Below are 15334 nucleotides of genomic sequence, written 5' to 3' on the forward strand. Positions count from 1 at the left end.
TTAACCTCTTGCTTATTGAATGTGCACTTATCTCTGCCATGAAGTTCATTTAAGCCGTTTTATCGTACATTGTTTGTTATCAAAAAGTTAATTTTAAATTGGTCTTACCAAATTACCCTGTGGTTTTTTGATATTAAAATTCGGTAAAAATAAGTATGTATGGCTTATTGATGGTAGTTCCGTTGTGCGAGTGAATAATGTTGTCATCGAGAGTGATTAATGAAAACTGAAAATAGCCAATCCCCTTTAGCGGCCAATCAACAAGTCGCCATGAAAGCCGAAACATCACTGTCGATCGCTGACGACTATGGCATGAAAAAAGTCCAAAAAGCATCATGGCAATCGTTTACTTTGGCAATATTTTCAGGGATGTTTATCGCCATTGCTTTTGTATTTTATATCTCTGTTACCACCGGAAGTGATGCAGGTTGGGGGATGACGCGTTTTATTGGTGGCATTGCTTTTAGTCTAGGCTTAATGTTGGTCATTGCTGCAGGTGGTGAGTTATTCACCAGCACAGTGTTAACCAGTGTGACCTGGGTGAACAAGCGAATCACCATGAAGCAACAACTACAATGCTGGGTACGCGTTTATGTAGGTAACATGGTTGGCGCACTGCTGATGGTATTGCTTATTATGCTTGGGCGATTATTTGAATTGGCTGATGGGCAATGGGGATTAACGGCGTTAAATATAGCGCAGCACAAGTTACATCACACTTGGTTGCAAGCATTTGTATTAGGTATTTTATGTAATGTGTTGGTGTGTTTAGGCATTTGGATGACATTTGCCACTAAAGACTTATTAACTAAATGCTTTCTAGTAATATTACCTGTTGCCATGTTTGTCGCTGCAGGTTTTGAGCACTGTATTGCCAACCTATTTATGTTGCCTTTTGGTATTGCGGTACAAAACTTTGCCCCAGACAGCTTTTTTATGGCGTTAGAGATCAGTCGAGACCAATTTAGCGATGTTAACTTAACTAACGCTATTTTTAATAACTTAATTCCGGTGACATTAGGCAATATTATTGGCGGGGCCGTTGTAATAGGTTTAGGTTACTGGCTGGTTGAAAACGGCAGTTTTTCAACGTTTAACACAACTAGCATCATAAAACCTACGGTAAAAACAGAAGCCGATTAGTGGTTTAGTTATTGCCCTCATATCGAGTCTAATACAATAACAGGCTAGCAAATACCATTCAGGTTCAGCTAGCCTTCTTTTTTGTGAGAAGAATATTATGTTTGTTTAACTTTTTTTCATTTAAAAAATACAGCCAAGTCTTTTTACGGTTATGCCATTTTATTACCCTTTGAGTCATTTGTACTGATTTAGACGAGGGTAAACCTAAAGCAGAGCAACCTGAAAGCTGACAGGGGCAAAAGCAATTTTTTGCGCTTCAAATTTAGCGTCAAATGCGGATATTTTTTTAGGGGACTGATAAAAAGGCATGTAATAAATAAACTCATTGAAGGGATGTTACGTTTACTTAATTTTATCTGTTTTGTAAAAGATGTGTTTTGAGCTAGTTCGTGTTTATGGCGATGAGTGATGTTAGATAACGCTATATCATTAAACAACGTCTTTGCTAGAGGGGATAACTACAAGTATCGTTTAACTAACGGCATTAACTTTGAGTTGAATCCAGCATTTGCGAATATCAGAACATGGTGAAATGAAAATAAGCCAATACAAATGACCCAAATAAAAAGCCCGACATAAGTCGGGCCATTTGAATAATTGTTGGCTATAACGAGCTACTTATTATAGCAACCACACTATTATTGTACGTTTTCACTTTCACCAAATTCACCAGCAAATAACACTGATGATAAGTATCGCTCAGCTGCTGATGGTAAAACTACCACAATAGTTTTGCCGGCAAACTCAGGTAGCGCTGCAATACGGTTGGCCGCTACTACCGCAGCACCAGAAGAGATACCCACTAAGATACCTTCTTCTTTCATTAAGCGACGTGACATTTCAATCGCATCTTCATTGCTTACCGCTTCAACGCGGTCTACTAATGAAAGATCTAGGTTTCCTGGAATAAAACCAGCACCGATACCTTGAATTTTATGTGGACCAGGTTGAATTGGTTGACCAGCCTTGGCTTGAGCAATAACAGGTGAGTCAACTGGCTCAACAGCAACAGAAATAACTTCTTTACCCTGTGCCTTTAGGAAGCGGCTAGTACCTGTAATCGTGCCACCTGTACCAACACCTGCAACAAAAACATCAACTTGACCATCAGTGTCATTCCAAATTTCAGGACCGGTTGTTTTTTCATGGATCTCTGGGTTAGCAGGATTACTAAATTGGCCAAGTACTAAGTATTTTGACGGATCTGATTGACGAATTTCTTCGGCCTTATCAATCGCGCCTTTCATACCTTTAGCACCATCGGTTAGCACTAAATTTGCACCCAATGCTTTTAGTAGTTTACGACGCTCAAGGCTCATCGTGTTCGGCATTGTTAGGGTTAACTTATAACCACGAGCCGCTGCAACATAAGCAAGCGCAATACCAGTGTTACCCGATGTTGGTTCTACTAACTCTACGTCTTTTGTTAATGTGCCTTTCTTTTCCGCATCCCAAATCATGTTAGCGCCAATACGACACTTAACACTGAAGCTAGGGTTACGAGCTTCAATTTTAGCTAACACGTTACCGTTACTTACACGATTTAAACGAACAAGTGGGGTATTACCTAAAGTATAAGAATTATCTTCGAAAATTTTGCTCATGGATTGTTTGCTCCTATTTTTGCATTATCTAATCATAAACATCCATTGGGAATTTAGAAGTGAATATTTGTTATTCTATATTCCTTTTGGTTATAAAAGGTGTTGCTTTTATTCTAAATTGCTATTCTTTGGTTGTTTTACAAACAGGTCGTGTCATTTGCTTTAGGGTATGGTCTGACCTTTCGGCTATTTAGCATTTATTTGTAAGAGTATTATCGAGTTAATACTAAAATATCCTTAATTGGCTAAATTAAGGTTTTTTCGATACCGTTTGCTTTTTTTATATCTTGTATTTCATCTCATTTAAGGTGCAAAGATAGCTGATTAACGGCTGATAGTTCAACATTTAGCTCAAACACATTAACAATGGTAAATATCATGATAAAAGTGGTTATTTCTGGCAGTGGTCTTTTTGTTCCTCCTTATTCTGTTTCTAATCAAGAGTTAGTCGAAAGCTATAACAGCTTCGTTGATTTATATAATCAACAGCATGCGGCATTAATCGACTCAGGTGAAAAGGCTGCTTTAGTGTATTCGACCAGTGAATTTATTGAGAAAGCGTCTGGGATTAAAAGCCGATATGTCATGGTAAAAGAGGGCATATTAGACCCTAACATTATGATGCCATTAATTTCGGATCAACCTTCAGAAGAGTTATCGTTACAAGCCTCTATGGGCATCGCTGCGGCAAAAGATGCACTGGCACAAGCCCAAGTCAATGCTGAAGACATTGACTTAATCATTGTAGCCTGTGCCTATACGCAACGTGCTTACCCTGCAATTGCTATTGAAATTCAACAAGCGTTAGGCACTAAAGGCTTTGCTTACGATATGTTAGTAGCATGTTCATCGGCGACATTCGCGATCGTCAGTGCAATGAATGCAATTAAAGGTGGCACTGCCAATCGAGTGCTAGTCATTAATCCTGAATTGACTTCACCTCAAAGCAACTTCAAAGACAGAGATAGTCACTTTATTTTCGGTGATGTGGCCACTGCAGTTGTTGTTGAAAGGCAGGATCTAGCCCAAACAGAACATGCCTTTAATATTTTATCTACCAGCTGCATGACTGATTACTCAAACAATATCCGCAGTAATTTTGGTTTTGTTAACCGTTGTGATCCAGAAAACAGTGCAACTGCCGATAAACTGTTTCATCAGCAAGGCCGTAAAGTGTTTAAAGAGTTACTGCCAATGATTTATCAGCATTTAGATAATCAATTTGCCGATGAGCAGATAAAGCCTGAAGAATTTAAACGCCTATGGTTGCATCAAGCAAATATTAATATGAATATGTTTGTAGTTAAGAAGTTATTAGGTGATGATGTTGAGCCACAGACAGCACCCATTGTACTGGATGAATTTGCCAATACGGCTTCAGCTGGGTCAGTTATTGCATTTAATAAATACAGCGATGATTTTGAAACTGGTGATTTAGGGCTACTGTGTTCTTTTGGTGCTGGTTATTCTATTGGCAGTATCGTACTAGAGAAATGTTAAATTGTAGGTGATTAAATTGAGAATATTGATAGTTGAAGACAGTGACGCGGTATCTAAAGTTCTTAAGCATTTAATTGCACAAGAGCTTGATTGTGATGTGGATATTGCTCCTGATTTGGCAACTGCGATAACGTTACTCGATGTTAATCAATATTTTGTGGTGGTGGCCGATTTAAATTTACCCGATGCTCCAAATGGTGAAATTGTCCGTTTAGTGCTTAATTCATATCACACAACATGTATTGTGTTAACGGGCAATCTAGATTCTCAGCAACGTAAAGAACTCCTCAAATTAGGCATCGCGGATTATGTGCTTAAAGAGAATCGATACAGCTATCAATATGTGGTTAAACTGATTTCTCGTCTAAAGCGAAATCAGCAAGTTAAAGTGTTGGTGGCCGATGACTCAGTTGTAAGTCGAAAGTTTGTGCGAGTTTTACTTGAACAACATTTGTTTAAGGTTATTGAAGCCAATGATGGCGCTCAAGCATTAACGGTATTGAAAGAACAGCCGGATATTCAATTATTAATCACCGATTATAATATGCCCAATGTTGATGGTTTTGAACTGATTTTACGGGTAAGAGAGCAATTTAGCCGTGAGAACCTCGCCATTATTGGTTTGTCGAATGACAACGATGAAAGTCTATCAGCGCGCTTTATTAAAAATGGTGCCAATGATTTTTTACAAAAGCCCTTTGTGCATGAAGAGTTCCACTGTCGGGTGCTCAATACTCTAGACTCACTTGACATGATCCGCAGTCTCTGGGAAACCGCTAATCGCGATTACCTCACTCAGGCATTTACTAGACGATATTTTTTCAAAAAACATCAAAATGAACAACAAGATAACAATGTGTTTTCTGTGGCACTTATTGATATCGACTTTTTCAAAAAAGTGAATGACACCCATGGCCATGATGTTGGTGATCAAGTACTTATTGAGTTTGCTAAGCGTTTAGAAATGGCATTTGGGCAACATTTTACCGTAGCAAGATTTGGCGGAGAAGAGTTTGTTGTGGCATTTAAAGGGTTAGATGCTGAGAAAACCCATACCCTGATGGATAAATTTAGACAGCAATGCGCGAATAAAGTTATTGATACCTCTATTGGGCCAATCACAATGACGTTCAGTTGTGGTGTGGCGACACTTCGCAGTGAAACCATTGACAGTGTTCTGCACCGTGCTGATGAATATTTATATTTAGCCAAGGGTGCAGGTAGAAACAGGGTTGTTTCTACCTGCTAATAATACTATTTGTATCAGTGTTGTTTTAGCATATTACACATCACTACTTTGGCTTGTTCTATAGATATTGAACCTAAATAGATGCCAGTTTTTCCAGTGACTACCATGGTGGATCTTGGGAAAAAGCAAAAGTGTGCTATTAATGAATCAATGGAAAAATCGGAATGACAAGTGTGTTCAACGGGTAACATTATTTGATGTGCCCGTTTACTTAACGTTAGCCTGTCATGAACCGTTTCAGCATCTGTATTTACATAAGGGCTTATTGCAGCGTTAATCTCATTTTGAGTAATAAACCCAATGCATTTCTTGCCTTTTAATACTGCAATCCTGTCTACTTCCTCAAGCATAGTCACAAAATCTTCAATTCTATCGTCAGGTTTGACGTGTAAAAGCGTTGGCATTAGCAAGTCCATTATTGAGGATATGTGAGTCTTCGTGGATATCAACGCGTTAAGTTGAAATTTTTCAACCGTTTTAGCGATATTGGCTACGGTGTGTTGATGGTCAGCTAATGATAATGGCTTACTAAAAAAATAGCCTTGAATATAGTCAACTTGTAACTCAAGCAGTATTGCAAATTCTTCTTTGGTCTCGACACCCTCAACGATAATTTTCCCCTGCATTGCATGAATAAATTGGGCAAACATTTTAATCATCAACTGCCTTTGTTTATCTTTAACAATACCTGTGGTGATCTCTTTATCGATTTTAATTAAACCAGCCGGTAGTTTAGTTAAACTGCCAAAAGAGGTATATCCTGAACCAAAATCATCAATGGCTAACACAATATTATTTTCATTGATGCGGTGAATGGCTTTTAAAATTTGTGGATTATCGGTAAATATAGCGGACTCGGTTAATTCAATGGTGATTCGGCTAGCTTCAATGTTACATTGATTAATCAGCTCGAGTGTCTCATCTAAAGTTGAGCGGTTTTTTGGACTATAGACCATAGAACGATTAATCGATAAACCTAAATTTTCGTTTTTTAGCACAGCGGATAACACCGGTAATTCAGCAATAGCTATAGAAGATATTTTCTGATCAATATCATGAATTAAATCAATTTCTTCAGCAATTTCGATAACTTCTTGAGTGCTGTATTCGAAAGAACAGTGTAATGTAAAGCGGGCTAAAGCTTCGACTTTTTCTATTTTAAAAGTGCGTACATTGATTATGGGTTGATATACAACATTGATATTATCTAACTCTAAGCACTCAAGAAGAGCCACTTCAAGTTTTGCTTTTCTACTATTAATTTGATTGACCCGTTTATCAAAGTACTTAATTTTATGGGTTTTGAATTCAATTGCATCGGTATTTATTGAGGCTAGCGCCTGGACGGCATGAGAAAGTAGTTTGGTATTATCTTCAGCATCGACATGATAAATTGATACACCTATATGGCATTGAACTTGTGTATGCTCACTTTGTTGATCATTTTTTAATAAGAGACTGAAAATATTAGTTAAATCTTTTTGAATATCTTTAACTATCTTTGATGAAACAAATAGACCGCAAATTTGATCATCATTTAGTATCCCTAGTTTTATAATGCTTTTAAACATCTTCAATTTAGGTATTGACTGGCCTATTAACCAGCGTGAAAACACTGAATTTACTGTTGAGCTTGATAAAGTGTTAATAACGAAAACAACCAAACTCTCTTGATCTGTTATTTGCTTTTTTACCTGATCTATTTTGGCAAAAAAATCAATTTTGTTATACCAATCCCAATACATTTTTGCATGGGTAAACTGGGTCATTTCTGAGAGTGTAAAGTCGAGTTTTTTGAGCTGATAAATAAAAAGTGATTTATGTGAATCTTGGTTTGGATAATAGAAAATTTGTGCCTTAAAAGGGAGTTGCTGTTGTTGTTTGTTGTTAATCAGCATTTCACCTGTCCACGACCCATTATTTTCACAATCAAATAAATGCTCTTGCAGATCAGATGAACTTGTTGGTAAAAACGAAAACAAATTTTGCCCCAGTACTTCGTATTCTTCAAAGCCTAAACAAGGTTTCAGCAGTGAGTTAACAATAAGAATTCGATTTTGAGCGCCGCAAACAATCAATAAACTTCGAGCTTTGAAAAATAGCTCTTTAATGATTTTGATTTCTTCTTCTTGATTTGGCAGGATTAATTTAAAGAAAATTTCGCCATTTACTTTTTTTAGATCGCCCTGTTCAATAATGATTTCGGCCAAAACCTTCATTTTTGCAATATTAAAAACCAAATGGCAATGGACAGGTTGTTTGGTGTTTATCGCTTTTTCTATGTTTATTTTTAAAAAGTTGGCTTGGTTGGTGTCCAGTAATTCAACCAACTGTTTAAATTGAATACCTTCACTTTTGTGTGTACCTAGAATGATATTGATGAAGGGGTCACAGAAAAAACGTTTTTTTTCAATATCCCAAACCCAATCGAAAGATTTATTTAAAAGAGGCTCTGTAAATTCAGTCATGATTTTCCCTTGCATACTTGTAGATACCATTACTGTGTTAAAACAGGCAAGTGTTACACCGACAGAGGGAATTTAGTCTGTATCGAGAGGATGGATAAAACGCCGAGTCTATAATGGGTAGCATTTAATTTTTAATCATCCCTGACAACAAGCAAAATCCCTTAACTGCTTAAACATCCTTAATTTACAAAAGTTATAAATCAAATTGATCTTCCCCCTCAGTGTAGAACATTAAGTGTACAACGCTAAAAATAAACCCACTTTTTTGTTAAAAAAGTGGGTTTATTTTGATAATTATTACTTTATAGGTATGCCGCGTTTGGCTCAGTTAACCATCAATGAATATGCCTTATAGTAACCATGCATAGCTGACTTTCATAAAGTAAGTTTTTTCATTTTGAGTCAAATTGTCAATATCATCATTGGCTTTAAATGCATCAGAATAACCTAGATAAAACACACTTTGTGGATTTAGCTTGTAACCATAAAGTATCTCATTACCGAGATCTTGATATTTAGCTTTCGGTTGCTGGTAGATATATAGGCTAGGGTCGCGCTCAATGTCGGTATACACACTGGAAAGACGGATAAAACTATTTAAGGTTATCTGCCAATTAAGTCTTAAATCACTTAAATTTGCGGTAAATAGTCGGCCATCATCCACGTCAAGTGTCTGATAACGATGAGAAAGGTTTAATACAATAGACTCAGTAACTTTCCATTCAATGCCCGGATTTAACATGGTTAAGGTGCCTAAGCGGTCATTCACAAAATCGATGTTGTCACCGTAATTGACATCAAGTTCTAGCCTAAGGGCTTTCATCGGCACAAAGTTGGTATAAAACCAGCCCATGGTTTCGTCAAACATTTGGGTATTATTTTGAATATTGATGTTGGATGGATTATGACGCCTGCCTACACGCTCTCTTTGAGCAATACCTGAAGCAATATAACTTTGATATCCACCTTCTAATTCAATGTAGATCTCAGTTTCTTGTTCAAGCTTTTCATCTTGTTGGGTATGGGTAATATCCCAATCACCCGCAACGGTGATTTTGCTAAAAAACTGATCTGTTGGGTACCAACGATAGCCACCACCGGCGACAAATTTCGCCGCATCAATTTTTTCAATAAAACCTAAGTCGGCCCTAAAGTCATCGCCAATTGATTCATATTGGCTACTGGCAAACCAGTTTCGGCGATCATGTTTGTAGGTAAATTTGAACATGTTATCGCTAAAAGCGTCAGACTTATTGGTACGAAGCACGCGTTCATTATAATCACATGAGGAAAGGTCGCATTCTATCGGCGCAATAGCGCAATCATCTCCGTTACAAAATTGATTGAATAAATCATTCGGGTATTGGGTATCGGAATAAGCATATTGGGCGGTAAAGGTATCTTGCTGTGACGGCTGATACTTTAAGTCGGTGCTATACACATAGTTATGATAGTCATCCGCTTTTTTTAATGTCATCACAGCACCAATAGAAAACTGTTTGCTTGGATCGAAGCGATATCTTGCTGCCACGTTGTGACTTTCTTGAGCGAGTGTCGCGATGTCTGAGCTTAGATTGCCCGGCACAAGAAACTGAGTTTGAATATCATTTGTGGCTAAAACTCCCACGGTATGATCATCTGTTTTACTGGTGATCTTAACGCCATAATCAGGAGAGCTAATATTTCGAGTGTGTAGTAACTCCATTTGGCTATCAAAGTAATCTTTGTTATCTAAGAAAAATGCCCGTTTTTCTGGGAAAAACAACGCAAAAGTATTGTTAACATCTAGTTGTCCCGCATCAGACTCAACTTGAGAAAAATCTGGATTAATGGTGGCATTCAATAGGGTAGTAGGAGTCATTCCCCAGCGTAAGTCTAGGCCGACTTCTGTGTTAGTTTCATCTTCCCATGGGCCTTTTGGAGATAATGGACGTTGATTACTTTGGTTGGCTACAAATGATGGCGTAATTTGAATGTCTTTACCCTGTTTAGCACCTTCAAGCCCTTGCATTACCCCCAATTGACATAACTGACAGGATACATTGCGATCTATTTTGTGTGTTGAAAATCGACGACTTTGATTGCGCGGGTAAAATCGAATAAATTCAATCCCCCAGTTTTGCACTGTATGTGAATCGTCAAAGTTAAACAGACGCAGTGGCAATTGCACCTCTACCTGATAACCTGTTGCAGTTATTTTACCTTTACTGTACCAAATACCATCCCAGGCATCGCTTTCCAAACCAGTGAGCTCATTTTCAATTGAATCACTTTGTACGCCATAGGGGTTAATAAAAAATTGATAGGCTAAGCGGGCATTGTTGAAGGTATCTAATTTAATACCCACCATGTCATCACCCCACGAATTATCGCGATCTCGAAGATTGGCACGAATATTTTTAGGTTGCGGGTCATATGCGGTGAAAGCGATAAATAAACTGGTTTCGCTAGCAAACACTTTTGCAGTTGTGCGAACGGGCGCGGCAATATTTTCTCCCGGTGAGGTTTCAAATTTAAGTTCTACTTCACTGGCGTGTTGCCATTGCGGCTCAGAAAATTCACCATCAATTTCTATTTCACTGCTAAGGGTAGGAATGGTTACTTGAAACTGTTCGCTGCTACCTGCAAAAATATTAAAAGTCGATATGCTGGCGATGAATAAAAGGGTTTTAGAATATTTGTTCACGTTGATATTCGGATCTTTATTGTTGTTTTGTGCATTGTCGCAAACAAATGCATTAATTCCGAACTTTAATGCAATAAAAAGATTATCAAAATGTTACTGGTTGGTGTGATGAATGATAATGAGAGAGCGAATGATAAGTTCATGGTCGTTCGAACCTGTGAATGACATTACGTGCAATAGCACAGCAATTTTCCACACATTCTATTCCAATACACTTTTTATTTCGATACACACTTTCTATTCCAATACACAGGCAATGCATAACGCGCCTATTAAGCTCCATTGTTTGGCGCGCTATGTCATATCGACTAGTCCGCAACGATACGGGTATTTTTATACGCTTCTCGGTAGCGGTCTACCCACATGGCGGTCGCTCCACAAATTGCTACGGGCATGACGATAAAATTCACGATAGGAATCATTGAGAATAATGTGACAGAGGCTCCAAAACTGAAACTGGTTCCTTTGGTATTTCTAAGGGCAAACTTCATGTCATCGAAGGGCACTTTATGATTATCAAATGGATAATCGCAATATTGAATAGCCATCATCCAGGCTGTGAATGAAAACCATAGAATAGGCGCGGCAGTTTGACCAATAACAGGCACCCAAAATAGAATCAAAAATATCAGTGCACGTGGTAAATAATATTTAAGTTTTATCCATTCACGGCCAAGAATGCGGGGCAGATCTTTAATTAAATCGACCGTGCCACCTGTGTTGAGGTTTTTACCTGTTAAATGTTGTTCCACCTTTTCGGCTAGCAATCCATTAAAAGGCGCTGCAAGCCAGTTCATAACAGAACTAAAAATAAACGACATGACAACTAGCATGGTTAATACTGCCAGCGGCCATAGAAAGAAATTTAACCAGGTCAGATATTCAGGTATTTCGCCATTCATCCAGGTAAACAATTCATCTAATTTACTCACGGCAAAATACATCACCCCAGCGAACAAAATCAGGTTTATCATTAATGGAATAAAAACGAAGGCACGCAACCCTGGTTGCTTAATAAGTTGAAAGCCTTCCAAAAAGTAGTTTACGCCACTTTTACGTATAGAAGGGATATTCACAGCCATTGAGAGGCTCCTTTATGATTCGAATGTCACTTAATAATGTTGAGTTTGACGTTGCAACTAGTAGAAAACAAGCAATAAACTGTATCTAAGTGCGAATAATCGTTACAAAATGCGCGTCAATTGCTAAAGTGAACAGCGTTTCATTCATTTTAACCAAACCATACCGGCAACAATGCGATTAAAACAAATAAAACTTGCTGGATTTAAGTCGTTTGTAGACCCTACAAAAATCCCTTTCGACCATGCGTTAACCGCCATTATAGGTCCAAACGGCTGTGGAAAATCCAATGTGATTGATGCAGTTCGTTGGGTGCTGGGGGAAAGTAGCGCTAAAAACCTCCGCGGCGACTCGATGACGGATGTTATTTTTAATGGCTCAACAGCCAGAAAGCCTATCTCAGTTGCTGGGGTCGAGCTGATATTTGAAAACCTTCAAGGTCGTTTGTCTGGTCAGTATGCCAGTTATCAAGAAATATCGGTCAAGCGTCAAGTTAATCGCGACAGTGAATCATTTTATTTTCTCAATGGTCAAAAGTGCCGCCGAAAAGATATTACCGACTTATTCATGGGGACCGGTTTGGGGCCTCGTAGCTATGCCATTATTGAACAAGGGACTATTTCGCGTTTAATTGAGTCCAAACCGCAAGAGCTACGAGTATTTATCGAAGAAGCTGCTGGCATATCGCGCTATAAAGAACGTCGCCGTGAAACTGAAAACCGCATTCGCCATACCCGTGAGAACTTAGAACGTCTTAACGATATCCGTCAAGAATTAGGCGGACAAATTGAGCGTTTAGCCAAGCAAGCTGAAGAGGCGAAACAATATCGTGCGTTAAAATCACAGGAACGTGAGCTGCATACGCAACAGCTTGTTGGTCGTTATCAAGACTTATTACGCCAATCTGACGAGATGCATTCACAATTGATTGGCCTTGAACGCCAGCAAAGTGAGTTTGCTGCGGATCAGCATTCATCTGAAAATGTCGTATTGCAATTACAACAGCAATTAAACGAGTTAATAGACAGTGAACAAAAACTGGTTGAACAATATTATCTAGCTGGTAATGAAATTGCTAAGTTTGAACAGCAATTAAAACATCAACAATTACAAGATTCTCAACGAGAACAAGAGCAGCTAGCCATACAACAGCGTATTGATGAGGCTAAATTAAAGTATCAGCAATATGAACAAACGTTAAACCAAGCATTACAGCAGCAGTCTAGCCTTGCACCTCAGCAAGATGAAGTCAGAATGCAGTTTGAAATCCTTGATGAACAAGTGCATCAAGTGGATGAGAATAGCGATCATCTCAGACAGTTATATAACGATGCTGCTGGCAAGTTCAATCAGGTAAAAACAGAACTTGCAGTGTATCAATCACGTTATGAGCATCAACAACAGTTATTGCACAAGCATGAACAAACGATTCCGGTATTACAACAAAAGCTGCAACAGTTACAACAACATGATATTGAAAAGGACATTCAGTTACATCAAAGCACACTGACCAATATTACGACTCAAATTAGCGACAAAGAAACGCTAAAACAGCAATTAGATGTTGAGTTGGCTAAAAAACAACATCATTTAACTCAAGCTCAAGGTGCTTATCACCATATTAAAGATGCGCTTGCCAGTGCCAAAGCAAGACTGCAGCTGATAAATGAGTGGTTAGTTAATGAGGTTGGTAAGGACAATACACAGCAATTATGGCAAGTCATTAATGTGACCCCAGGCTATGAAAAAGCCGTAGATGTGTTATTGCAATCAATCAGTAAAGCGCTCATTTTAGATGACAAGCACTCTGATAATGTCATCAATAATGGTTTTGTAAGGTCATCGGTATTGTTTGAGCATGAAGCTTTATCAAGCCCAGTCAATATAGCGCCTTGGTTAACCGAGGTTAGTTTTGTTGAGACGCTGGCACAAGCCAAAGACAAAATTTCTAGCTTGTCTGCATCAGCCATTATTGCCTCAAAAGACGGCTATTTGCTTGGGCATGGGTTTGTTTTAGCGCAATCTAGCCATCAATCGGTGATCAGTTTAACCACTGAACAACAAACATTAATTGAAAGCGTGGCTGCACTTGAAATTCAAACAGCTGCGGCATTACACCATCAAACTGAACAAACAACCCAGTTAGCAGCGATAAATGTTCAATTAGGTCAACATCAGCAAACGTTACAACAATCACTGGTAACAAAAACCCAATTACAGGCAAAATATGATGCAGCGGTTGAACAAAAACACAGTCGTGAACAGCATCAAACACAATTAACTCAAGAGTTAACTTTAGCCAAGCAACATCAGCAAGCGCAATTACTTGAAGTGGAAGCCTTGTCAGTTCAAATGGAAGCGCTTGATAACCAAAATCAATTATGTCAACAGCAACAGCAACAAGCTCAGCAGGCTTTTGAGCAGGCAAGCGTTCAACTACGTGATTTAAAAACGCAGCGAGCAGAACGTGAAAGGCAAGGTGCCCATTTCAACCAATCCTTGCAGCAAATTAATACCCAAATTGCTGTAACTAAGCAACAATTGGCACAGCAAGTTGAAAAAATACAAGAGCTGACGGAGCGATATGATGCGATTGGACAGCATGGTCATTTAGAAAAGGACCCGTTAGCGAAAGCAGAGCGTGATAATCTTAAGCAGAAATTAGCAATACAGCTTGATATTCAACAACAAAACCAACTCAAGTTGAATGCTAATCGCCAACAACAAGCTAATTTACAACAAAGCTTAGACACTTCACTAATGATGCAAAAACAACAGCTTGTCACATTACAAGACTTGACTCAAAAGATAAGCACGTTAAAGTTACGTCGTGAAGGAATAAAAGGCCAAACGGATGTACAATTGCAGTTGTTGCAAGATGAACAAATTCAGTTACAAAGTGCAATTAATAGTATTCCCGACGGTTTTGACATAAAGTCATGCTCCATTGCGTTAGATAAAGTACGTAATCAAATTAATGGTTTAGGGGCGATAAACCTTGCCGCTATTGAAGAGTATGATACGCAAAATGAACGAAAACAGTATTTAGATAGTCAGGATAACGATTTAAATCAAGGGCTAACAACTTTAGAAGACGCGATTAGAAAGATAGATAAAGAAACGCGATCGCGTTTTAAAGCGACCTTTGAAGCGGTAAATAATGATTTAATGCAACTGTTTCCTAAAGTGTTTGGTGGTGGAAAAGCCTACTTAGCATTAACAGATGATGATTTGCTTGATACGGGGGTGACCATCATGGCCCAACCTCCTGGAAAAAAGAATAGTACCATTCACTTACTTAGTGGTGGAGAAAAAGCGTTAACCGCTTTATCATTAGTATTTGCAATATTTAGATTAAACCCAGCACCTTTTTGTATGTTGGATGAGGTTGATGCCCCTTTGGACGACGCTAACGTAGAACGATTCTGTCGTTTATTACAAGAGATGTCGCAAAGTGTGCAGTTTGTGTATATCAGCCACAACAAGATCACCATGGAAATGGCAGATCAACTTATTGGCGTCACTATGCATGAACCGGGTGTTTCGCGTATAGTTGCTGTAGATATTGAAGCCGCGGTAGCGCTTGCTGACGCAGTATAAATAG

8 protein-coding genes are annotated in these 15334 nt (G+C 38.5%); 4 read left to right on the forward strand and 4 right to left on the reverse strand.

All coding sequences use genetic code 11. The features are described from left to right. The first annotated feature begins 219 nt into the window (after nucleotides 1-219). Nucleotides 220-1143, forward strand: coding sequence for a formate transporter FocA (gene focA / locus ORI98_RS09455; RefSeq protein ID WP_306135068.1), 924 nt, complete (start codon nucleotides 220-222; stop codon nucleotides 1141-1143). Nucleotides 1144-1781: 638 nt separating this feature from the next. Here the strand turns inward: focA and cysK are convergent. Next, entirely contained in the window at nucleotides 1782-2747 is a 966-nt protein-coding gene (gene cysK, locus ORI98_RS09460; protein ID WP_261296902.1) for a cysteine synthase A, read from the reverse strand. Nucleotides 2748-3125: 378 nt separating this feature from the next. Here cysK and ORI98_RS09465 point away from each other — a divergent pair, with 378 nt between their 5' ends. Together ORI98_RS09465 and ORI98_RS09470 are read left to right on the forward strand one after the other, a co-directional pair. Further along, the gene (locus tag ORI98_RS09465) at nucleotides 3126-4247 is read left to right on the forward strand and encodes a beta-ketoacyl-ACP synthase III (protein WP_261296901.1); all 1122 of its coding nucleotides are present in this window, start codon (nucleotides 3126-3128) and stop codon (nucleotides 4245-4247) included. 16 nt (nucleotides 4248-4263) lie between these two features. Further along, the gene (locus tag ORI98_RS09470; RefSeq protein ID WP_306135069.1) at nucleotides 4264-5496 is read left to right on the forward strand and encodes a response regulator; all 1233 of its coding nucleotides are present in this window, start codon (nucleotides 4264-4266) and stop codon (nucleotides 5494-5496) included. 14 nt (nucleotides 5497-5510) lie between these two features. On the opposite strand, the gene ORI98_RS09475 is transcribed toward ORI98_RS09470, so the two are convergent. The 3 genes from ORI98_RS09475 to cysZ form a co-directional block, all read right to left on the reverse strand. Continuing rightward, nucleotides 5511-7964 (reverse strand): EAL domain-containing protein, encoded by a 2454-nt coding sequence (locus ORI98_RS09475; RefSeq protein ID WP_306135070.1) that lies wholly within the window; start codon nucleotides 7962-7964, stop codon nucleotides 5511-5513. Nucleotides 7965-8313: 349 nt separating this feature from the next. Continuing rightward, nucleotides 8314-10650, reverse strand: coding sequence for a carbohydrate binding family 9 domain-containing protein (locus ORI98_RS09480; protein WP_261296898.1), 2337 nt, complete (start codon nucleotides 10648-10650; stop codon nucleotides 8314-8316). 308 nt (nucleotides 10651-10958) lie between these two features. After that, nucleotides 10959-11732, reverse strand: a complete 774-nt coding sequence (cysZ, locus tag ORI98_RS09485) for a sulfate transporter CysZ (RefSeq protein ID WP_306135071.1) — start codon at nucleotides 11730-11732, stop codon at nucleotides 10959-10961. Between the two features lie 172 nt (nucleotides 11733-11904). Between cysZ and ORI98_RS09490 the strand changes: the two genes are divergently transcribed. Beyond that, nucleotides 11905-15330, forward strand: coding sequence for an AAA family ATPase (locus ORI98_RS09490; protein ID WP_306135072.1), 3426 nt, complete (start codon nucleotides 11905-11907; stop codon nucleotides 15328-15330). The last annotated feature ends 4 nt before the right edge of the window (nucleotides 15331-15334 follow it).

Source organism: Shewanella sp. ULN5 (assembly GCF_030731885.1).
GTDB lineage: Bacteria > Pseudomonadota > Gammaproteobacteria > Enterobacterales > Shewanellaceae > Shewanella > Shewanella holmiensis.

Coding starts and splice junctions, on each gene's coding strand:
- ORI98_RS09490 (WP_306135072.1), top strand. CDS start 11,905: ATGCGATTAAAACAAATAAAACTTGCTGGATTTAAGTCGTTTGTAGAC.
- ORI98_RS09465 (WP_261296901.1), top strand. CDS start 3,126: ATGATAAAAGTGGTTATTTCTGGCAGTGGTCTTTTTGTTCCTCCTTAT.
- cysZ (WP_306135071.1), bottom strand. CDS start 11,732: ATGGCTGTGAATATCCCTTCTATACGTAAAAGTGGCGTAAACTACTTT.
- cysK (WP_261296902.1), bottom strand. CDS start 2,747: ATGAGCAAAATTTTCGAAGATAATTCTTATACTTTAGGTAATACCCCA.
- ORI98_RS09475 (WP_306135070.1), bottom strand. CDS start 7,964: ATGACTGAATTTACAGAGCCTCTTTTAAATAAATCTTTCGATTGGGTT.
- focA (WP_306135068.1), top strand. CDS start 220: ATGAAAACTGAAAATAGCCAATCCCCTTTAGCGGCCAATCAACAAGTC.